The 19179-nt window shown below is 73.3% G+C and carries 18 protein-coding genes and 2 tRNA genes; 13 read left to right on the plus strand and 7 right to left on the minus strand.

The window, feature by feature from the left end; translation table 11 throughout:
* The first annotated feature begins 102 nt into the window (after positions 1-102).
* From ACZ7LK_RS23410 to ACZ7LK_RS23420, 3 genes are read left to right on the plus strand one after another with little or no spacing between them, the layout of a single operon-like run.
* On the plus strand, positions 103-1158 hold the full coding sequence (locus ACZ7LK_RS23410) for a chorismate-binding protein (RefSeq protein ID WP_392275916.1): 1056 nt from the start codon (positions 103-105) through the stop codon (positions 1156-1158).
* The gene (locus ACZ7LK_RS23415) at positions 1155-1967 is read left to right on the plus strand and encodes an aminotransferase class IV (protein ID WP_392275917.1); all 813 of its coding nucleotides are present in this window, start codon (positions 1155-1157) and stop codon (positions 1965-1967) included. Before ACZ7LK_RS23410 ends, ACZ7LK_RS23415 begins: the two co-directional genes overlap by 4 nt.
* Positions 1968-2000: 33 nt before the next feature.
* Positions 2001-2843, plus strand: coding sequence for a GNAT family N-acetyltransferase (locus tag ACZ7LK_RS23420; RefSeq protein WP_392275918.1), 843 nt, complete (start codon positions 2001-2003; stop codon positions 2841-2843).
* A 6-nt stretch (positions 2844-2849) separates the two neighbouring features.
* Here ACZ7LK_RS23420 and ACZ7LK_RS23425 read toward each other — a convergent pair whose 3' ends face one another.
* Complete coding sequence (locus tag ACZ7LK_RS23425; RefSeq protein WP_392275919.1) at positions 2850-3383, minus strand: DsbA family protein; 534 nt, start codon at positions 3381-3383, stop codon at positions 2850-2852.
* A gap of 171 nt (positions 3384-3554) precedes the next feature.
* On the opposite strand from ACZ7LK_RS23425, the gene ACZ7LK_RS23430 reads away from it, so the two are divergent.
* Together ACZ7LK_RS23430 and ACZ7LK_RS23435 are read left to right on the plus strand one after the other, a co-directional pair.
* Positions 3555-3998 carry a hypothetical protein gene (locus ACZ7LK_RS23430; RefSeq protein ID WP_392275920.1) on the plus strand — a complete coding sequence of 148 codons (444 nt, stop codon included), beginning with the start codon at positions 3555-3557 and terminating at the stop codon, positions 3996-3998.
* A 103-nt stretch (positions 3999-4101) separates the two neighbouring features.
* Positions 4102-4374, plus strand: coding sequence for a hypothetical protein (locus tag ACZ7LK_RS23435; protein WP_392276067.1), 273 nt, complete (start codon positions 4102-4104; stop codon positions 4372-4374).
* A gap of 27 nt (positions 4375-4401) precedes the next feature.
* On the opposite strand, the gene ACZ7LK_RS23440 is transcribed toward ACZ7LK_RS23435, so the two are convergent.
* A complete protein-coding gene (locus ACZ7LK_RS23440) occupies positions 4402-4962 on the minus strand; it encodes a CGNR zinc finger domain-containing protein (RefSeq protein WP_392275921.1) in 561 nt (186 codons plus the stop codon).
* 256 nt (positions 4963-5218) lie between these two features.
* Complete coding sequence (locus ACZ7LK_RS23445) at positions 5219-5632, minus strand: SsgA family sporulation/cell division regulator (RefSeq protein ID WP_003959770.1); 414 nt, start codon at positions 5630-5632, stop codon at positions 5219-5221.
* 190 nt (positions 5633-5822) lie between these two features.
* Here ACZ7LK_RS23445 and ACZ7LK_RS23450 point away from each other — a divergent pair, with 190 nt between their 5' ends.
* Positions 5823-6287, plus strand: a complete 465-nt coding sequence (locus ACZ7LK_RS23450) for a TIGR02611 family protein (RefSeq protein WP_392275922.1) — start codon at positions 5823-5825, stop codon at positions 6285-6287.
* 64 nt (positions 6288-6351) lie between these two features.
* Positions 6352-6426: transfer RNA gene (locus tag ACZ7LK_RS23455), tRNA-Val, on the plus strand.
* A 55-nt stretch (positions 6427-6481) separates the two neighbouring features.
* On the opposite strand, the gene ACZ7LK_RS23460 is transcribed toward ACZ7LK_RS23455, so the two are convergent.
* Positions 6482-8815, minus strand: a complete 2334-nt coding sequence (locus ACZ7LK_RS23460; protein ID WP_471143093.1) for an SCO7613 C-terminal domain-containing membrane protein — start codon at positions 8813-8815, stop codon at positions 6482-6484.
* Positions 8816-8904: 89 nt separating this feature from the next.
* Between ACZ7LK_RS23460 and ACZ7LK_RS23465 the strand changes: the two genes are divergently transcribed.
* Together ACZ7LK_RS23465 and ACZ7LK_RS23470 are read left to right on the plus strand one after the other, a co-directional pair.
* Positions 8905-9354 (plus strand): SRPBCC family protein, encoded by a 450-nt coding sequence (locus ACZ7LK_RS23465; protein WP_392275924.1) that lies wholly within the window; start codon positions 8905-8907, stop codon positions 9352-9354.
* A gap of 39 nt (positions 9355-9393) precedes the next feature.
* A tRNA-Val gene (locus tag ACZ7LK_RS23470) sits at positions 9394-9465 on the plus strand.
* A gap of 60 nt (positions 9466-9525) precedes the next feature.
* On the opposite strand, the gene ACZ7LK_RS23475 is transcribed toward ACZ7LK_RS23470, so the two are convergent.
* Complete coding sequence (locus ACZ7LK_RS23475) at positions 9526-10251, minus strand: 3'-5' exonuclease (RefSeq protein ID WP_392275925.1); 726 nt, start codon at positions 10249-10251, stop codon at positions 9526-9528.
* Positions 10252-10405: 154 nt separating this feature from the next.
* Here ACZ7LK_RS23475 and ACZ7LK_RS23480 point away from each other — a divergent pair, with 154 nt between their 5' ends.
* The 4 genes from ACZ7LK_RS23480 (at position 10406) to ACZ7LK_RS23495 (ending at position 14918) form a co-directional block, all read left to right on the plus strand.
* On the plus strand, positions 10406-10972 hold the full coding sequence (locus ACZ7LK_RS23480; protein ID WP_392275926.1) for a DUF4365 domain-containing protein: 567 nt from the start codon (positions 10406-10408) through the stop codon (positions 10970-10972).
* Positions 10972-12192, plus strand: coding sequence for a hypothetical protein (locus ACZ7LK_RS23485; protein ID WP_392275927.1), 1221 nt, complete (start codon positions 10972-10974; stop codon positions 12190-12192). Before ACZ7LK_RS23480 ends, ACZ7LK_RS23485 begins: the two co-directional genes overlap by 1 nt.
* 111 nt (positions 12193-12303) lie before the next feature.
* Positions 12304-14280: a threonine--tRNA ligase gene (thrS, locus tag ACZ7LK_RS23490; protein ID WP_471143097.1), complete on the plus strand. Its 1977-nt coding sequence runs from the start codon at positions 12304-12306 to the stop codon at positions 14278-14280.
* Positions 14281-14348: 68 nt separating this feature from the next.
* Positions 14349-14918, plus strand: a complete 570-nt coding sequence (locus ACZ7LK_RS23495) for an HIT family protein (RefSeq protein ID WP_392275929.1) — start codon at positions 14349-14351, stop codon at positions 14916-14918.
* Between the two features lie 45 nt (positions 14919-14963).
* Here ACZ7LK_RS23495 and ACZ7LK_RS23500 read toward each other — a convergent pair whose 3' ends face one another.
* Together ACZ7LK_RS23500 and ACZ7LK_RS23505 are read right to left on the minus strand one after the other, a co-directional pair.
* The gene (locus ACZ7LK_RS23500) at positions 14964-16610 is read right to left on the minus strand and encodes a hypothetical protein (protein WP_392276059.1); all 1647 of its coding nucleotides are present in this window, start codon (positions 16608-16610) and stop codon (positions 14964-14966) included.
* Positions 16611-16789: 179 nt separating this feature from the next.
* Positions 16790-18991, minus strand: coding sequence for an elongation factor G-like protein EF-G2 (locus ACZ7LK_RS23505; RefSeq protein ID WP_392275930.1), 2202 nt, complete (start codon positions 18989-18991; stop codon positions 16790-16792).
* Positions 18992-19179: the final 188 nt, after the last annotated feature.

The raw sequence follows: 19179 nt of genomic DNA on the forward strand, positions 1-19179 counted from the left end.
CTCTAGCGGATTCCCGGGCCAGCACAAAAACGCGTTTGCCCAGCGTGCTGCGCTGAGCCCGCTCCGCACCGTCCCGTCGGCCCCGGCCATAGACTCGCATCCGTGCACGACCTCGCTCCTCTGGCCCGCTTCGGCGGCCTCCTCGCAACCGACCTGCGGGATGTCACCAGTGACCCCGAGGCCCTCGACTCGACCGGCTTCTGGGCGGTCAGCGCGGACTTCGAGGGCCGTCTGACCTGCGCACGCTTCGGCGACGTACGTCCCGACCCGGTGCCCGCGCCCGTTCCCGGCGCCTGGCGCGGGCCGGCCGCCGGTGACTGGACGTCCTCGCTCGACCGCGCCGCGTACACCGCCGGCGTACGGAGGATCCGGGAGCACATCGCGGCGGGCGAGGTCTACCAGGCGAACCTCTGCCGGGTGCTCTCCGCGCCCCTGCCGGACCCCGCCGCCGACGTGGACGCGCTCACCGCGCTCCTCGCGCGCGGCAACCCGGCCCCCTATGCCGGAACGATTCGCCTCCCCGCCCACGGCGTGGAGATCGCCACCGCCTCGCCGGAGCTGTATCTGCGCAGGGACGGCGCCACCGTCGAGTCCGGCCCCATCAAGGGCACCGGGCGGACCGCCGAGGACCTCCTGGACAAGGACCGCGCCGAGAACGTGATGATCGTCGACCTGGTCCGCAACGACCTGGGGCGGGTGTGCGCCACCGGATCGGTCACCGTGCCCGCCCTGTGCGCCCTGGAGGAACACCCCGGGCTCGTGCACCTGGTGTCCACCGTGCGCGGCGAGCTGGCGCCCCGGGCCCGCTGGAAGGACCTGCTGGACGCCACCTTCCCGCCCGGTTCGGTGACCGGCGCCCCCAAGTCGAGCGCCCTGCGGATCATCGACGCGCTGGAGACCGCCCCCCGGGGGCCGTACTGCGGCGGCATCGGCTGGGTCGACGCCGACCGCCGCACCGGCGAGCTGGCCGTCGGCATACGCACCTTCTGGATCGACCGCACGGAAGGCCCGGGCGTGCTGCGCTTCGGCACCGGCGCGGGCATCACCTGGGGCTCGGACCCCGAGCGCGAGTGGGACGAGACGGAACTGAAGGCCTCCCGGCTGCTCGCTGTAGCGTCGGGCACGTACGAGGCGAGTGGAAGGACCATCGGGACATGAAACTGTGGGTCAACGGCGCGCTGCACGACGCGGACGCCGCCAAGGTCTCCGTACTCGATCACGGACTCACCGTGGGTGACGGCGTCTTCGAGACGCTCAAGGCCGTGGACGGCCGGCCCTTCGCGATGGACCCGCACCTGGAGCGGCTCACCCGTTCCGCGCGCGGCCTCGGCCTGCCCGACCCCGACCTCGACGAGGTCCGCCGGGCCTGCGCCGCCGTGCTGGAGGCCAACCCGATGCCGCTGGGCCGGCTGCGGGTCACGTACACCGGGGGGCTGTCCCCGCTGGGCTCCGACCGTGGCGACGCCGGACCGACGCTGGTGGTCGCCCTCGGCGAGACGCGGCCCCGCCCCGACAGCACCGCCGTGATCACCGTTCCCTGGACCCGCAACGAGCGCAGTGCGCTGGCCGGGCTCAAGACCACCTCGTACGCCGAGAACGTGGTCGCCCTCGCCAGGGCCCACGAGGCGGGCGCGAGCGAGGCGCTGTTCGCCAACACGGTCGGACAGCTCTGCGAGGGCACCGGCTCCAACGTCTTCGTCGTCCTGGACGGCGGGCTGTACACCCCGCCGCTCGCCTCCGGCTGCCTCGCCGGCATCACCCGGGCGCTGACCGTCGAATGGACCGGCGCCCAGGAGGCCGTGCTGCCGATGGACGTCCTGGAGCGCGCCGACGAGATCTTCCTGACCTCCACCCTCCGCGACGTCCAGGCGGTCCACCGGGTCGACGGGCGCGAGCTGCCCGGTGCGCCGGGGCCGGTCACCGCCAAGGCCATGCGGATCTTCGCGGAGCGCGCGGCCCAGATGTGAGCAGCCGGGCGCGGGGTGGGTAGGACACAGGCGATGACCACCACCCTGCGGCCGGCCGGGCCGCTCCAGCAGACCCCCGACGGCGGCCGCTCGCGCCTCTACGACGTCTGCGTGAACAGCCGCCGCGCGGGCTCCGTCGAGCTCGGCACCGTCCCCGGCACGGGGCGGCGGCCGGCCGGGCTGATCCGCTCGCTCCGCATCGAGGAGCCGGACCGGCGGCGCGGCCGTGGCACCGTGGCCGCGCTCGCCGCCGAGGAGGTGCTGCGCGACTGGGGCTGCGACCAGGTCACCGTCTCCGTACCGGCCGGGGCGGAGGCCGCGCTGCGGATGGCGACCGCCCTCGGCTACACCGAGCGCAGCCGCAACATGGCCAAGGACCTCACCGGGCCGCCGCCGGAGCTGCCCCCGGAGGTCCTGACCAGGCCCATGACCCGGGTCGAGTACGCGGAGTGGGAGGTCCGTTCCCAGCGGCGGTTCGCCCGGAGCTGGGCCGAGCGGGGCGTACCGGAGGAGGAGGCGGTGGCGCGGGCCGAGGCGAGCCGGCTGCGGCACCTTCCGGACGGCCCGGCCACGGCGGGGGCCGCGTTCCACGTGGCGGTCCGGGACGGCCTGCCCGTCGGGCACCTGTGGACCGGCCGGCTGGAGCTCTCCCCGGGCGAGGAGGCCGCGTTCGTGTACGACGTCGAGGTGACGGTCGAGCAGCGGGGCCGGGGGTACGGCCGGGCGCTGATGCTGCTGGCCGAGCGGATCGCGCTGGAGGCGGGGGAGCGCCGGATCGCCCTGCACGTCTTCGCGGGCAACGCGCCGGCCCAGCGGCTCTACGAGTCGCTGGGGTACGCGACGACGCACGTGAACAGCGTCAAGCCGCTGCTCTGAGGGCCCTCAGGACCGGCCGTCCGGCTCGGCCAGGAGCCGGTCGGCGATTTCCTCGATGCGCTCGCGCAGCCCCTCCTGGCTCTTGCCGCCGTCCAGCCGCTCGCCGCCGATCACGTACGTCGGGGTGCCGGTGACGCCGATGGCCTTGCCCTCCGCCTGGTCGGCGTCGACGATCAGCAGGTGCCGGCCGTCGATCAGGGCGGTGTCGAACTCCTCGGCGTCCAGGCCCAGTTCGCGAGCCGTGTCGATCAGTACCGGCTCGCCCCGGGCGGTCAGTTCCTGGGTCCTGGCCAGCACCGCCTCCGCGTACGGCCAGCCCTTGCCCTGCTCGATCGCCTCCTCGGCGGCCTGCGCGGCGGCGTAGGCGTGCCGGTGCTTCTCCAGCGGGAAGTGCCGCAGCCGCACCTCCATCCGGTCCCCGTACCGGGCGCGCAGGGCGCGCAGGTCGTCCAGGGCGGCGTGGCAGTCGGGGCACTGGAGCTCGCACCAGACGTCCAGGACGACGGGGCTCGCGGTGCGGTCGGTGGTGGAGTCGTTCATGGGGGCAGTCTTCCAGCAGGACCGCCGGGGCCCCAACCGGGATCCTGGGGTGGAGGCGGGCCCTGAGATGTCCCGGAGATCGCCCCGGTGGCCGCTCGGGGCATGGCCGCGGCGCGGCCGGGCGGTGCAGGATGGAGGGGACGTACCGTCCGCACCCGCCTGGAGGACCGGATGCTCGCCGAGACGATCTGCTCCGCCGTGTCCGCCGCCGGGCTGGGCATCGCGGCGCTCACCGCGTACCGCAAGAGGTTCCTGGCCGCCGCCCGTGTCGCCGCCTACGCGCTGGTCCCGCTCGGGCTGGTCATGACCGGTGCCGTGGAGTGGCTGGCCCGGACCGCCTTCAGCCCGGTGGCGTGGGGCGGCTTCGCCGTGCTCGGGCTGTCCTGGCTGCTGTTCATGACGACCCGGGCCGTGGAGCGCCGGCGCGCCGGCGGGACCCGTGCCGAGCGCGGGGGTCGCAAGGCCCGCCGGGAGCGGGCGGAGGGCGGGGAGGGCCGCCCGGCGGCCGAGCCGGCCGCGTCCGCGCCGTCGCTGGGAGCCGGGGGCCGCGCCACGGCGAAGCCCGCCGACGACTTCAGCGACATCGAGGCCATTCTCAAGAAGCACGGGATCTGAGCACGGCACACGGCCAGGGACCACGGGAAGGGGTGAACTCCCCTGCCGATCATGTGCGTTCGCCGTTCACGCGGTGACCGGCTGCGCCATCATCGGGACCGAGATGCCGGAAACCACGCGGGAGTCGTTCCCCGCCACCTACGCAACCGCCCAGCACGCCATCGACGAGGTCATCGACAGAACCCACGCCCTTCACACCTCCGCCACCTCCGGCGGAGAAGCCGCCGACAGAACCGGCGACATGACCGTCGGGACCACCGTCGAGGAGCGGCGCGGATGCCTGTTCGCGCTCTCCCAGCCACCGCTGGTGATCTTCCTGGCGGTCATCGGCTGCCTGCTGCTGATGGCCGCGGTGCACGATCTGTTCGTGCTGTAACCGCGGCCGGGCCCGGCGCGGTGCGGTTCAGCCCGCCGCCGCCTCCTTGCGGCGGGCCCGGTACGCCGCCACGTGGAGCCGGTTCCCGCAGGTGCGGCTGTCGCAGTAGCGGCGCGAGCGGTTGCGGGACAGGTCGACGAAGGCCCGTCCGCAGTCCGGCGCCTCGCAGCGGCGCAGCCGGTCCTGCTCGCCGGCGACCACGATGAAGGCCAGCGCCATGCCGCAGTCGGCGGCCAGGTGGTCGGCGACCGAGGCGCCCGGCGCGAAGTAGTGCACGTGCCAGTCGTAGCCGTCGTGGTCGGTGAGCTGCGGCGTGGTGCCGGCGGCGGCCACGAGCTGGTTGATCAGCTCGGCGGCGGTACGGGCGTCGGGTGCCGCGAACACCTCGGCGAATCGTTTTCGTACGTCGCGTACGGCCCGCAGGTCCGGCTCGCCGAGGTCGGTGACCCCGCTGACGTTGTGGTCCCGTACGAAGGCGTACAGCGCCGCGATGGTGCCGAGCCCGTCGCCCCGGCCGCCCTCGGGCGCGGTGTTCAGCAGATCGACGACGGTGTCGAGCGCGATCCGGGTGTCGTGGGGGATCAGCACGATTCGCTCCCTGGCCTGCCGCGGGCGGGCGCCCGCCGGATGGCGCCGACTCTAGCGGCTCGCCGGCGGGGCGCCGGGGCGGTGTCCGGGGGAGCGGGGCGCCCGGGCGGCCGGAAACGCACCGGCGCCGTCACCGCGGTGGTTTCCGCGGTGACGGCGCCGGTGTCGCCGTATCCGGCCGGTCACGGCCGTACGAGCTCTCCGCGCGGCGCCGTCGCCCCGAGTCGGACGGCGCCGTGCGGCTCTCGGCCTGGCCCTAGCTTTCGGCCAGGATGTGCGAGAGCTCCGTGTCGAGGTCGAAGTGACGGTGCTCGGTGCCGGGCGGCACCGCGGCGTCGGTCCGCTTCAGGAACGACTCCAGGGCACGCGCGGGGGCCTCGAGCAGGGCTTCGCCCTCCGGGGAGCTCAGCGCGATGCAGACGACGCCCTGGCCGTGGCTGCGGGACGGCCATACTCTGACGTCGCCGGTGCCCGTGGGGCGGTGGAGCCCTTCGGCGAGAAGGTCGCGGGCGAACACCCACTCGACCGTCTCCTCGGCTCCGGTGTGGAAGGTGGCGTGCACGGCATAGGGATCGGCCGTGTCATACCGCAGGCCCGCCGGTACAGGCAGTGAGGACTCGCTGGATACAACGAGGCGCAGGTGCAGCTCGCAGCTGACCGTGGTGTTCATAAGCGCCAGGGCCTTTCGCTCAGTGTGCGCTCGGGGATTCGCACGTCGGCGAAATCGACATGCCACCTACGGTGCCGTTGTAAACCCCTCTGTCTGTTTTGTGGCCCTTGAGGTACCTCGTATGGCGGTGTGTAAGCGGGCCTTATACGTCCATTCCGGTGCCCGGTCGCCGTCGGGTAGGTTGGTGCTCATGAACGCGGAGAGTGACGAGCGGGGCAAGGTCGCCCGACCGGCGACCACCACACCCGCCACGGGGGACGTGACGGGGGAGGCGACCGCGGAACCGGCACTCGGTTCGCGGGCGCCCGAATTCATCAAGGCGCGCAGGACGCTCCACATCAGCTGGCAGGTCGGCGTGTTCGTCGTCGGCCTCGCCGTCGTGGCGGCCGGCGTCTCGATGCTGGTGCTGCCGGGGCCGGGCTGGGTCGTGATCTTCGGCGGCATGGCGATCTGGGCGACCGAGTTCGTCTGGGCGCAGCTCGTGCTGCGCTGGACCAAACGGAAAGTGACCGAGGCCGCGCAGCGGGCCCTCGACCCCAAGGTGCGGCGGCGCAACATCATCCTCACCACCGTCGGCCTGGTGATCATCGCGGCGCTGCTGAGCGTCTACCTGTGGAAGTACGGGCTCACCCTGCCCTGGAAGATCGAACGGTGATCCACCGGGCCGCCGGACGTGGTCGGGGCACCCTCTGACATGGGGTAATGTTTGCGGTGCGCCCGGGCGATTAGCTCAGTGGGAGAGCGCTTCGTTCACACCGAAGAGGTCACTGGTTCGAACCCAGTATCGCCCACCACCCGGCCCGAAGGCCCCGGAGACCCTATGTCTCCGGGGCCTTCGGCGTTCCCCGGTCAGCCCATCCGGCCGAGGGTGTCGCGGAGCCGCCGGGCGTCGCGCAGTCGCTGTTCGTACGTCGCGCCCACCGCGAGCAGCAGCAGACCGGCCAGCGCCGGCGGCAGCCAGCGGGGCAGCGCGCCGACCGCCTGGACGACGTACGGCGCCAGTTCGTGCACCCCGACCAGGGCGAGGACCGCGCCGCCCAGCAGCAGCGGGGCCTGCAACCGCAGCCGGGCGCCCGCCAGCGTGACGGCGAGCGCCACCAGGCCCAGCAGCAGCGGGCGCGGCCAGTCCGCGTCGCCCCACGCCGCGAACAGGCTCGGCACCAGGGTCGCGGCCAGGCCCGGACCGTACGCCGTCCAGGACGACGCCGCCGGGTCGCGGCGCGTCCGCAGCACGCCCACCACGAGCGCCGGCACCGTCACCGGGACCGTGTACGCCTCCGGGGCGGCCACCCCGGAGGCGGCCAGCCGCACCCAGGTCGCCGCCACGAACAGCGCCGTGGCCGCGTACCCGGCCGCGGGGCGCCGCTCCGGGCGTACCGCCGTGGCCGCCGCCAGCACCCCGCCCAGGGCCAGCACGAGGGCCAGGACCGCCGGGCGGGCGGACGCCGTCCCCACCGCCAGGGCCCCCGCCCCGGCGCCCGCCAGCTCGACCGGCACGGCCACCGGGTGGCGCCGCAGCACCGCCCCGACGGTCGCCGTCGCGGCCGGCACGGTCAGCAGCGCCAGACCCGCCAGGTCCATCGGCAGGTCCACCGCCGCGGCGACGGCGCCCACCAGGCCGGTCGCGGCCACCACCGCGGCACAGGCCGCCACGGTCCGGTGCACGCCCCCGCCGAGGACCGCCGCGCCCGCGAGGAGCCCGCACAGTACCCCCGGCACGACGACCGCCGCCGGGCCCGTACCCCACGCGTCCACCGCGACGACCACGCCGCCGAGCAGCGCCCCGCCCAGGGCGACGCCGCCGACCGCGTCCCGCGCCGCACCGGGACGCCCCGGCAGCCCGGCGGCCACCCGGGCCGGACGCACCACCACGGCCAGGAGCCCGGCCGTCAGCAGGAGCCGGGCCGCCGACGCGCCCCCGAACGGCAGCGACAGGGCGTCCGGCAGACCGAACGCGGCCACCCAGCCCAGCCCCAGCGCACCGCACCGCGCCGGCACGGACCGGAGGCACACCAGCACCCCGGCGACCATCACCAGCGACGCCTCCACCGCCCACGGAACACCCGGCCGGATCCCCGCCACGGCGGCCGCCACCAGGGGCAGCGCCCACACCAGCGCCACCGCCTGCGCAGCCGCCGACGCCCAGGCCAGTCCCCGGCCCACCGCGCCCGGCACCCCACCGCGCACCGCCACCCCGCACACCGCCACCGCGACCAGCAGATGACCCGGCACCGCCCACGCCCCGGGCACCACCTCCCGCACCAGCCCGCCGCCACCGGCGACCGCCAGCAGCCCGGCGACCACCGCCCACGCCGCGGCCCACCCCTCGCCGCCGGCCGTCGCCCCCCACGCCCCGTACAGCGCGAGACCCGCCGCCCCCAGCAGCAGCACGGCCGGTCCCGCCCCGCCGTCCACCACCGAGAACCAGGACGCCACCAGGACCGCCCCGCCCCCGGTCGCACCGGCCGTCGCACCCGCGACCACCCGCACCGCGCCACCCGGCCGCAGCCGCACCGCCATCAGCACGTCCAGGGCCGCCGTCGCCAGCAGCGCCCAGCCGACCGTCAGCGTCCCCGCGCCCGACGCCAGCGCCCACAGCGGCAGCGGCAGTTGCGCCGCCACCACCGCCACCGGGAGCGGACCCCGCAGCCCGCCGGCCACCACGCCGTACGCCGCCCACAGCGCCGCCAGCACCGCCGACGCGACCGCCGCGTACGCCAGGGCGCCGGTCTGCGACAGGGCGACCCGGTGCAGCGCGTACGCGTCCAGCACCGTCAGCAGCAGGCCCAGCGAGGCCACCGTCTCCGCCGTCGCGCCCAGCCGCCGGCGCAGCAGCACCACCGGCGCGGCGAGCGCCCCGGCCGTGACCGCGGCCAGGACCGCGGCACGGCCACCGATGCCCAGGTGCCCCCAGCTCACCAGCGTGAAGGCGACCGCGGCGACGGCCAGCAGCACACCGCCCAGCGTCAGCAGCACGTTCCGCGCGCCGCGCGGCGCGGTCTCCGCCCCGGCGGCGGCCGCCGGTGTCGTCGGTGGCGCGGGGCGCCCGGGAGCGGCCGGCGCGTACAGCACGCTCAGCAACCAGGCCCTGCGGGCCAGCAAATGCGACCGGCGGGCGTCCAGTTGCGCCAGCTCACGGTCCAGGACCACCAGCTCCTCGGCCGGTGACGGCACGGTGTTCATGAGCGGAGTGTGTCCCGGGCCACACCGCGCGACATGAGCGTACGTACTCAGACGGGCATGAGTACGGCCCGGCGGCGCAGACTCGCACCATGAACTGGTGCCACTACCGCTTCCGCAGCGTCTGGGAACTGACCGCCCCGCCCGGGACCGTCTACCGGGTCCTGGAGCACGCCGAGGAGTACCCCTCCTGGTGGCCGCAGGTGCGCGAGGCGACCCGGCTCGACGAGCGCACCGGCACCGCCCGCGTGCGGTCCTTCCTCCCGTACGACCTCGTGGTGACCCTCACCGAGCGGCGCCGTGACCCGGCCGCCCGGGTCCTGGAGACCTCGCTCGCCGGGGACGTCGAGGGATGGGCCCGCTGGACGCTCACCTCCCCCGGGGGCGACCGCACGCGCGTCCTCTACGAGCAGGAGGTCGAGGTCCAACGGCCCCTGCTGCGGCGCCTCGCCCTGCCCTGCCGCCCCCTCTTCCGGGCCAACCACGCCGTGATGATGCGGGCGGGGCGCCGGGGCCTGGCCGCCCGGGTGCGAACGGTTTGAAGGAAGCGGGCCGGGGCCTGTATGGTTCAGTGCGTTCCCGGGCGATTAGCTCAGTGGGAGAGCGCTTCGTTCACACCGAAGAGGTCACTGGTTCGAACCCAGTATCGCCCACCGGGGAAGGCCGGTCCGTGAGTCACGGACCGGCCTTCGCGCTTCCCGGGCCCGTCCGCGTCAGGCGGCCGCCGACAGCTCCGGGCGCAGCGGCCAGGCCGGGTCCACGGCCTCCTCTGAGCCGTTGCGCGCGAACCACGCCTGGAGGCCCCGGGCCTGGGCGGCGTGCCACCCCGCCTGCAAGGTGTGCAGTTCCGCCGGTGACAGCCGCTCCATCCGCGCCGCGAACCGGCGCCCCACCGCCCGGACGACCTCCAGCGCCGCCGTCGCGTCCGCCGCCGCGTCGTGCGCGCCCTCCAGCGCCACCTCGTACTGGGCGCAGAGGTCCGTGAGCGTACGGCGGCCCTTGCGGTACCGGTCCAGGTGCTTGTCCAGCACCCTCGGGTCCAGTACGCACAGCGGGGCGTTCTGGAGGTACCGGGAGAGCGACGAGGCGCGGTGGCGGCGCAGTTCCCGGTCGAGCAGGGTCAGGTCGAACGGCGCGTTCATCACCACCAGCGGCCGGCCCGCCGCGCAGTGCTCGGCGAGCTGCCGCGCTATCTCCTCCACCACCGGTGACGGCCAGCGCCCGTTGCGCTGGAGGTGATCGTCCGTCAGGCCGTGCACCTCGGTGGCGCCCGGCGGCACCGGTATGCCCGGATTGACCAGCCACCGGGTGGCCCGGACCCGCCCGCCGGCGGCATCCTGGACGACGACGGCGGCCGACACTATGCGGTCCCGCTCGACGTCAACTCCCGTGGTTTCCGTGTCGAAAGCGGCCAGGGGCCCTTCGTACCAGAGCGTCATACCCCGAACTCCTCGCGCGTGCCCGGCAGATGGCGTGATCCCCCTGCCCGAAACGGTGATACCCGCGCCGTTTGCGCCGTACGCAGGACGGTGACAACACAGGTGAGGGGCCGTCGGACTGACGCCCCGTCGCCACCCGGAAGGCATGGGAGCCATGGCGCTCGCGCAGCCCGAACCCGGTGGGCTGCTGCCCGAGCGCGTCGCGCCGCTGCGGGGCGCGCTCGCCACCACCGCCTGCATGGAGACCCTCCAGGTGGGCTACCTCCACGCGGTCGCGGCCGCCGCGGGCTGCTCGCTGTCCCAGCCGTTTCCGGACAACGGCATCGACTGGCACGTCAGCCACAGCGCCCCCGGGCACACCGTCGACGACGAGGTCACCATCAAGGTGCAGCTCAAGTGCACCTACCAGATCCCGCCGCACCCGCCGGGGCCCGCGTTCTCCTTCACCCTCGACAACGACCACCTGGTGAAGCTGGCCCGCACCCCCGTCTCGGTGCACAAGATCCTGGTCGTGATGATCGCCCCCAGGTCCCGGGAGGACTGGCTGCGCGCCGGTCACGACCGTCTCGACCTGCGGCACTGCTGCTACTGGACCAACCTCGCGGGGCACCCGGTCACCGGCCGGCGCCGCACCACCGTGCGCGTACCAACCCATCGGATATTCGACGACCGGGCGCTCTGCGACATCATGACCCGGGTCGGGGCGGGAGGAAGACCCTGATGCACCGGCCGACCGGCGAGCCCATGCGGCCGCCCCCCACCGCCCCCGGCGCCACTCCGGCCCCCCACACCCCGCTCGATCCCGCCCAGGTCGACCCGCTCGTCCTCGGTGCCCTGCTGGACCGGCACGGCTGGCGCCGCCGCGGCGGCGCGCCCGGACGCTACAGCCGCTGGACCCCGCCCGGCCCCGGCGGAGGGGCCACCAGCCTCCTCGTTCCCGAGAGCCGTGCCTTCCCCGACTGCGAGGACCTCGTCGGCGAGGCCCTCGCCGCGCTCACCCACTGCCCCGCGCCGTCCGCCCGCGAGGTCCTCACCGGGCTGACGGTGCCCAGCGACGAGGTCCGCTGGTGGCGGGACGTCCCGCAGGGGCCGTCCGGCACCGTCCCGTGGCCCGTGCAGGAACAGCTCCGCTCCGCCGCCCGGCAGGTCCTCCTCGCCGGCGCCCTCGCGGTGCGCGGCCGCGCCGGCTACCACGGCGCCCGGCACCGGCGGCAGGCCCGGGCCTCGCTGGACGGCGTCCTCGTCGGCAACGCCCAGGGCGGCCGCGGTCTCACCGCCTTCGTGCCGGTCGACCCCGGCCGGGTGGTCACCGCCCGGCTCTACCACGCCCTGTACGCGGCCCGGGAGGCCGTCGACTATCAGCGGGCGACCGGCAGGCCGGAGGCGTTCGACTCGGCTGTCGAGGCCGGGGTCAGCAGGGAGCTCACCGAGGCGCTGGTCTCGCTGGTGCGCGGTGCCGAGGGAGCGCGGATCGCCCTGGAGTGGGCGCCCGCGGCGGGCGTCCCGGAGGGGTGCGCGGCCCGGCCGGAGCCGGTCGAGTTCTCCCCGGGCGACCTGCCCGCGCTGCGGGAGGCGGGCGCCCGGTACCTCCAGGAGGAGCCCTCGGTGCCCGTGCGCATCACCGGGACGGTGGTCCGCATGCGCCGGTCGGGTCCGCGCGGGGCGGGCACGGTGCGGCTGCGGGTGCTGGCCGGGGCGGAGGTGCCCTACGTACGGGTGGCGCTGGACGAGGAGTCCTACCGCACGGCCGGGCACGCGCACCTGGTCGGGCTGCCCGTCCGGGTGGCGGGGCGGCTGGAGAGCCGGGGCGGGTTCCGGCGGCTGACGGACGCCTCCGGGGTGGTTCCGGTGCAGGTCGACGAGGCGGAGCGGGACCGGCTGATGAAGTCCCTGCACGAGAACCTGGGCATCTTCGGGGAGGCGTGCGGCCCGGGGGACTGAGGCCCGGGGCGGGGGAAACCGTTTCGCGGGCGGGCCGGGCGGCTCGGTACCATGACGTCTGGCCGTCGCACACGTCATGCGGCGCGCTTCCCCTTCAGTCAGGAGAGACCGGTGTCAGACGTCCGTGTGATCATCCAACGCGATTCCGAGCGGGAAGAGCGCGTGGTGACGACGGGCACTACGGCCGCCGACCTCTTCACCGGTGAGCGCACCGTCGTCGCCGCCCGGGTCGCGGGCGAGCTGAAGGACCTGACGTACGCGATCAAGGACGGCGAGACCGTCGAGCCGGTGGAGATCTCCTCCGAGGACGGTCTGAACATCCTCCGCCACTCGACCGCGCACGTCATGGCGCAGGCCGTGCAGGAGCTGTTCCCCGAGGCGAAGCTCGGCATCGGCCCGCCGGTCAAGGACGGCTTCTACTACGACTTCGACGTCGAGCGCCCCTTCACCCCCGATGACCTGAAGGCCATCGAGAAGAAGATGCAGGAGATCCAGAAGCGCGGCCAGCGCTTCTCCCGCCGGGTGGTGAGCGACGAGGCCGCCCGCGAGGAGTTGGCGGGCGAGCCGTACAAGCTGGAGCTCATCGGCATCAAGGGCTCCGCGTCCAGCGACGACGGCGCGGACGTCGAGGTGGGCGGCGGCGAGCTGACCATCTACGACAACCTCGACGCCAAGACCGGCGAGCTGTGCTGGAAGGACCTCTGCCGCGGCCCGCACCTGCCGACCACCCGGAACATCCCGGCGTTCAAGCTGATGCGCAACGCGGCGGCGTACTGGCGCGGCAGCGAGAAGAACCCGATGCTCCAGCGCATCTACGGCACCGCGTGGCCGTCGAAGGACGAGCTGAAGGCGCACCTGGACTTCCTCGCCGAGGCCGAGAAGCGCGACCACCGCCGCCTGGGCACCGAGCTGGACCTGTTCTCCGTCCCCGACCAGATCGGCTCCGGCCTCGCCGTCTTCCACCCCCGGGGCGGCATCATCCGCCGCGTCATGGAGGACTACTCGCGCAAGCGCCACGAGGAGGAGGGGTACGAGTTCGTCTACACCCCGCACGCCACCAAGGGCCGCCTCTTCGAGACCTCCGGGCACCTCGACTGGTACGCGGACGGTATGTACCCGCCCATGCAGCTCGACGAGGGCGTGGACTACTACCTCAAGCCCATGAACTGCCCGATGCACAACCTGATCTTCGACGCGCGGGGCCGGTCCTACCGTGAGCTGCCGCTGCGCCTGTTCGAGTTCGGGACCGTGTACCGGTACGAGAAGTCCGGCGTCGTACACGGCCTGACCCGTGCCCGCGGCTTCACCCAGGACGACGCGCACATCTACTGCACCAAGGAGCAGATGGCGGAGGAGCTCGACAAGACGCTCACCTTCGTCCTGAACCTGCTGCGCGACTACGGTCTCAACGACTTCTACCTGGAGCTGTCCACCAAGGACCCGGAGAAGTTCGTCGGCTCGGACGAGATCTGGGAGGAGGCCACCGAGACGCTGCGGCAGGTGGCCGAGAAGCAGGGCCTGCCCCTGACCCCGGACCCGGGCGGCGCGGCCTTCTACGGCCCGAAGATCTCGGTCCAGGCGAAGGACGCGATCGGCCGGACCTGGCAGATGTCGACCGTCCAGCTCGACTTCAACCTGCCGGAGCGGTTCAACCTGGAGTACACCGCCCCGGACGGTTCCCGTCAGCGGCCGGTCATGATCCACCGTGCCCTGTTCGGCTCCATCGAGCGCTTCTTCGCGGTGCTGCTGGAGCACTACGCGGGCGCCATGCCGCCGTGGCTAGCCCCGGTGCAGGCGGTCGGCATCCCGATCGGCGACGCGCACGTGGACTACCTCCACGAGTTCGCCGCCGACGCGAAGAAGAAGGGCCTCCGGATCGAGGTCGACGCGTCCTCGGACCGCATGCAGAAGAAGATCCGCAACCACCAGAAGCTGAAGGTGCCCTTCATGATCATCGTCGGTGACGACGACATGAACGCCGGCACGGTCTCCTTCCGCTACCGGGACGGTTCGCAGGAGAACGGCATCCCGCGCGAGGAGGCGCTGGCGAAGATCGCCGACGTCGTGGAGCGCCGGGTCCAGGTCTGACGCAGGAGCCGAGGGGCGGTCCCGGTCGACGGGACCGCCCCTCGGTCATCGCTCCACCGCCAGCGAATATGCTGGCACGCATGACGACTGAGCCGGAGCAGCAGATCGGAGTCGGGACGCCTGACGCGTTCCAGCGCCTGTGGACGCCCCACCGGATGGCGTACATCCAGGGCGAGAACAAGCCGACCGGCCCCGGCGCCGACGACGGCTGCCCGTTCTGCACCATTCCGGCCAAGTCGGACGAGGACGGCCTCGTCGTCGCCCGGGGCGAGAGCGTGTACGCCGTGCTCAACCTGTACCCGTACAACGGCGGACACCTGATGGTCGTGCCGTTCCGGCACGTCGCCGACTACACGGAACTGGACGAGGCCGAGACGGCCGAACTGGCGCGGTTCACCAAGCAGGCCATGACGGCGCTGCGGACCGCATCCGGCGCGCACGGCTTCAACATCGGCATGAACCAGGGCGCGTCCGCCGGCGCGGGCATCGCCGCCCACCTGCACCAGCACATCGTGCCGCGCTGGGGCGGCGACACCAACTTCATGCCGGTCGTCGGCCACACCAAGGTGCTGCCGCAGCTCCTCGGCGACACTCGCCGGATGCTCGCCGAGGCTTGGCCGGCAGGACCCACGGCCTAGTCGCGGCCGTCCGCCCCGCCGGCCCGTCCGGCCGGCGGTGCCGGGTCACGCGTCGTACGTGTCGGCCTTCTTCGGCATCGGGTCCTGGACGAGGCCGCTGAGGACCATCGAACGGTTGCTGAAGCGCTCGGTGTCCACCCCGTGCTCGGTGAGCATCCTGATGGTCGCCGTGTGCACGGCCCGCATGACCGGGGTGGCCGCGCGGATGGCGTCGTCGGCCATGAAGCGGTGGCGCCAGGGCTGGGCCGCCCAGGCGTGCCGCAGGCCGAAGGGCTCCGGCAGGACCAGCTTGCCGCCCAGGAAGTCCAGGACCGGCGGGAACCACGTCAGCGGGGCCCGGACCGCCAGGCGTACCACCTCGTCGTTGTCGATCAGCGGCAGCGGGATCTCCTTGGTCTCCCAGAACCGGACGGTCTTGGAGACGACCTTCTTCTTGGGCTCCGGCTTCGTGGTGAACAGCCCGTGCACCGGGCCGAGGGCGTGGCCGGTGACCTCGATGCGCAGCGTGTGCAGGAGCGCCGTGACGGTGACCATCATGGTGAGGACCAGTTGGCCGTCCCACAGGACGAACTGCACGCCCAGGTAGTGGCGGTTGCCCTTGCCGAACTGGTTCTCGTTGCAGATGCGCTGTATCTCGTGCGGCTTGACCTGGTACGCCACGATGTCCTCGCCCTCCGGCCGGGCGACCTCCTTCGCGCCCTCCCCGACCGGGGTGACGATCCAGTGCTTCACCGACGGGGCCGGGAAGCCGGTCTTGAGGGTGCCGCGCTCCAGCATCTTCAGCTCGTCGTGGATGGGGCGGATGACGTCCCAGGTGCGGAAGGCGTGGATCTCCTTGCCCTCCTGCGGGACGAGTTCCTCGGCGAGGTGCCAGCTCCCCCAGCGGGTGCCCATGCCGAGGATGCCCTTGGGGCCGGCGTAGAAGACGACGTTGGAGCGCTGCTCGGCGGTGAGCTTCTCGAGCTGCTGGCGCAGTTCCTCGGCGGCGGTCTCGTTGGGGTCGTGCGGTACGGCCTCGGGGATCTTGGGGCCCATGCCGCCACCGCCGCTGAGCAGGGAGTCCCAGCGGGCGCGCAGATCCTTCGCGGTCGCCTCGCAGATCCGTTTGGCGAGGAACCAGCCGATCACCGGGGCGACGAACATGGCGCGGAGGTAGAGCGCCGGGATGCCGGTGAAGGGCAGCCGGAACAGGAACAGCACGGCCAGGATGCCCACCCCGACCAGCAGCAGGGTGCCCAGCGGTCCCGAGCGTTTGCCGGAGGCGCCGCCGGCCAGCATGCGGCGCAACTGGAAGACGGTCAGCCACACCAGCATGCCGGGCAGGAACAGCACGCCGAAGACCAGGGTGATCAGGGTCAGCCGCCGGTCGCGCCGCTTGCGGATGTTGGTGGCGGCCAGGCAGTGCTCGACGACCGGCTGGGGATCGGTGCCGAAGGACTGGATGAGCGGCTTGCGGGCGCCACCGAGCATCCGTACCTGGACGGCCCGCGAGAACGCCTCGCCGAAGGTCGGTTTGAACAGCGAGAACCGGCCTTTCGTGACGGTCGACTCGTGCCATTCGTTGTTGGCCTTGAGGATCTCCTCGACCTCGACGTTCTCCCGGTAGGCGGCGGATGCCAGCGCGTGCGTCGCCACGGTCTGTCCGGCCGAGCCCTGGAGCGGGACCTGTGCCCCGGGGCCGAAACTGTCCATTGTCACTTCGCCGCCCCCATCGCCGCGTGTGTCCGCACTGCGGTCTGTTCCCAACCCCCGTGCCCCGCACACCTGCTGAGCTGGGCACTACAGCCTATCGAGGACATCGCGCGCGCGTCGGCGGACGGCGGAATGCCGCCCGCTCAACGGGGTTGGGCGGGCGGCACGGCCAACGGTGGTCAGTCCTCCGTGCGTTCGCGGACCTTCTCGGCGATCTGCGGGGGCATCGCCTCGTGACGGGCGTAGGCGCGGTCGAACCGGCCGGTGCCGTGGGAGATGGAGCGGAGGTCGACGGCGTACCGTCCGATCTCGATCTCCGGTACGTCGGCCCGGACGAGCGTCCGCCCCTGGCCGGCCTGCTCGGTGCCGACGACCCGGCCGCGCCGGCCGGACAGGTCGCTCATCACCGGTCCGACGAACTCGTCCGGTACCAGGACCTGGACCTCGGCGACCGGTTCCAGGAGGTCGATGCGGGCGTCGGCGGCGGCCTCGCGCAGCGCCAGGGCGCCGGCCGTCTGGAAGGCCGCGTCGGAGGAGTCCACCGAGTGGGCCTTGCCGTCGAGGAGGGTGACCCGCACGTCGACGAGCGGATGACCGGCCGCGACGCCCTTGGCGGCCTGGGCGCGCACGCCCTTCTCGACCGACGGGATGAACTGGCGCGGTACGGCCCCGCCGACGACCTTGTCGACGAACTCGATCCCGGACCCGGGCGGCAGCGGCTCGACCTCGATCTCGCAGATGGCGTACTGCCCGTGCCCGCCGGACTGCTTGACGTGCCGCCCGCGGCCCGAGGCCGGTCCGGCGAAGGTCTCGCGCAGCGACACCTTGTGCGGGACGACGTCGACCTGGACCCCGAACCGGTTGCGCAGCCGCTCCAGGGCGACGTCCTTGTGCGCCTCGCCCAGGCACCACAGGACGACCTGGTGGGTGTCCTGGTTCTGCTCCAGCCGCATGGTCGGGTCCTCGGCGACGAGCCGGGACAGCCCCTGGGACAGCTTGTCCTCGTCCGCCTTGCCGTGCGCCTGGATGGCGAGCGGCAGCAGCGGGTCGGGCATGCTCCACGGCTCCATCAGGAGGGGGTCGTCCTTGGAGGAGAGGGTGTCGCCGGTCTCGGCGCGGGACAGCTTGGCGACGCACGCCAGGTCGCCGGCGATGCAGCGGTTGAGCTGCCGCTGCTGCTTGCCGAAGGGCGCGGAGAGCGCGCCGATCCGCTCGTCGACGTCATGATCCTCGTGGCCCCGGTCGGCGAGGCCGTGCCCGGAGACGTGGACGGTCTCGTCGGGGCGCAGGGTCCCGGAGAAGACCCGTACCAGCGAGATGCGGCCGACGTACGGGTCGGAGGAGGTCTTGACGACCTCGGCGACGAGCGGCCCGTCCGGGTCGCAGGTGATCCCGGGGCGCGCCCTTCCGTCGGGGGTGGTGACGGTGGGCGCCTCGCGCTCCAGGGGGGTGGGGAAGCCGCGGGTGATCAGGTCCAGCAGTTCGACGGTGCCGAGCCCCTGCTTCGCCCCGGACGCGGCGGCCGCGGCGGCGAGGACCGGGTGGAAGGTGCCCCGGGCGACGGCCTTCTCCAGGTCGTCGACGAGGGTCTTGAGGTCGATCTCCTCGCCGCCGAGGTAGCGGTCCATCAGGGTCTCGTCCTCGCTCTCGGCGATGATCCCCTCGATGAGACGGTTGCGGGCCTCCGCGATGAGCGGGAGCTGGGCGTCGTCGGGAGGGTTCTCCTTCCGCTCGCCGGAGGAGTAGTCGAAGACCTTCTGGGTGAGCAGCCCCACGAGTCCGGTGGCGGGGGAGTGCCCGTCGGGCGTCTGGGCGCCCAGGACGGGGACGTACAGCGGCAGGATGGCGTCGGGGTCGTCGCCGCCGAAGATCCGCGCGAGGACGCGGGTCAGCTCGTCGAAGTCGACGCGCGCGGTGTCGAGGTGGGTGACGACGATGGCCCGGGGCATGCCGACCGCCGCGCACTCCTCCCACACCATGCGGCACGAGCCGGCGACGGCGTCGGCCTCCTGTGCGGCGGAGACGACGAAGAGGGCCGCGTCCGCGGCGCGCAGACCGGCCCGGAGTTCCCCGACGAAGTCGGCGTACCCGGGAGTGTCCAGCAGATTGATCTTGCACCCGCCCCATTCGAGGGGGACGAGGGAGAGCTGTACGGAGCGCTGCTGGCGGTGTTCGATCTCGTCGTAGTCGGAGACCGTGCCGCCCTCCTCGACCCGGCCCGCCCGGTTGACCGCTCCGGCGGTCAGCGCGAGGGCCTCCACGAGGGTCGTCTTGCCGGATCCGCTGTGGCCGACCAGCACCACGTTCCGTACCGATGAGGGCTGGTCGGCCGTTATTGCCCTGCCGGCGGCTCCGGGGTGTGCGTTCGCCTTGTCGCCCATGATTCTTCCTCCTGATCGCGAGTGCACGGGGTGCACGGTGGAGGTGGGGGGCGCGGGCGCGGGGGAGGAGCCTCCTTCGGGCAGCTCCGGCGGTGCCCGCGGTCGTCTTTCGAGCTTTCCACTCAGGCCAGGTTGCGTCCATACGTCCGACACCGCGACGGGAGCAGGGTGCCCCGGGGTGGCGGGTG

Source organism: Streptomyces sp. NPDC039423 (genome assembly GCF_055598725.1).

What these genes read in the sequence shown, in the direction of transcription:
- ACZ7LK_RS23415 (WP_392275917.1), top strand. Translation starts at nt 1,155, where the DNA reads ATGAAACTGTGGGTCAACGGCGCGCTGCACGACGCGGACGCCGCCAAG.
- ACZ7LK_RS23420 (WP_392275918.1), top strand. Translation starts at nt 2,001, where the DNA reads ATGACCACCACCCTGCGGCCGGCCGGGCCGCTCCAGCAGACCCCCGAC.
- ACZ7LK_RS23425 (WP_392275919.1), bottom strand. Translation starts at nt 3,383, where the DNA reads ATGAACGACTCCACCACCGACCGCACCGCGAGCCCCGTCGTCCTGGAC.
- ACZ7LK_RS23430 (WP_392275920.1), top strand. Translation starts at nt 3,555, where the DNA reads ATGCTCGCCGAGACGATCTGCTCCGCCGTGTCCGCCGCCGGGCTGGGC.
- ACZ7LK_RS23435 (WP_392276067.1), top strand. Translation starts at nt 4,102, where the DNA reads ATGCCGGAAACCACGCGGGAGTCGTTCCCCGCCACCTACGCAACCGCC.
- ACZ7LK_RS23445 (WP_003959770.1), bottom strand. Translation starts at nt 5,632, where the DNA reads ATGAACACCACGGTCAGCTGCGAGCTGCACCTGCGCCTCGTTGTATCC.
- ACZ7LK_RS23450 (WP_392275922.1), top strand. Translation starts at nt 5,823, where the DNA reads ATGAACGCGGAGAGTGACGAGCGGGGCAAGGTCGCCCGACCGGCGACC.
- ACZ7LK_RS23460 (WP_471143093.1), bottom strand. Translation starts at nt 8,815, where the DNA reads ATGAACACCGTGCCGTCACCGGCCGAGGAGCTGGTGGTCCTGGACCGT.
- ACZ7LK_RS23465 (WP_392275924.1), top strand. Translation starts at nt 8,905, where the DNA reads ATGAACTGGTGCCACTACCGCTTCCGCAGCGTCTGGGAACTGACCGCC.
- ACZ7LK_RS23475 (WP_392275925.1), bottom strand. Translation starts at nt 10,251, where the DNA reads ATGACGCTCTGGTACGAAGGGCCCCTGGCCGCTTTCGACACGGAAACC.
- ACZ7LK_RS23480 (WP_392275926.1), top strand. Translation starts at nt 10,406, where the DNA reads ATGGCGCTCGCGCAGCCCGAACCCGGTGGGCTGCTGCCCGAGCGCGTC.
- ACZ7LK_RS23485 (WP_392275927.1), top strand. Translation starts at nt 10,972, where the DNA reads ATGCACCGGCCGACCGGCGAGCCCATGCGGCCGCCCCCCACCGCCCCC.
- ACZ7LK_RS23495 (WP_392275929.1), top strand. Translation starts at nt 14,349, where the DNA reads ATGCTGGCACGCATGACGACTGAGCCGGAGCAGCAGATCGGAGTCGGG.
- ACZ7LK_RS23500 (WP_392276059.1), bottom strand. Translation starts at nt 16,610, where the DNA reads ATGGACAGTTTCGGCCCCGGGGCACAGGTCCCGCTCCAGGGCTCGGCC.
- ACZ7LK_RS23505 (WP_392275930.1), bottom strand. Translation starts at nt 18,991, where the DNA reads ATGGGCGACAAGGCGAACGCACACCCCGGAGCCGCCGGCAGGGCAATA.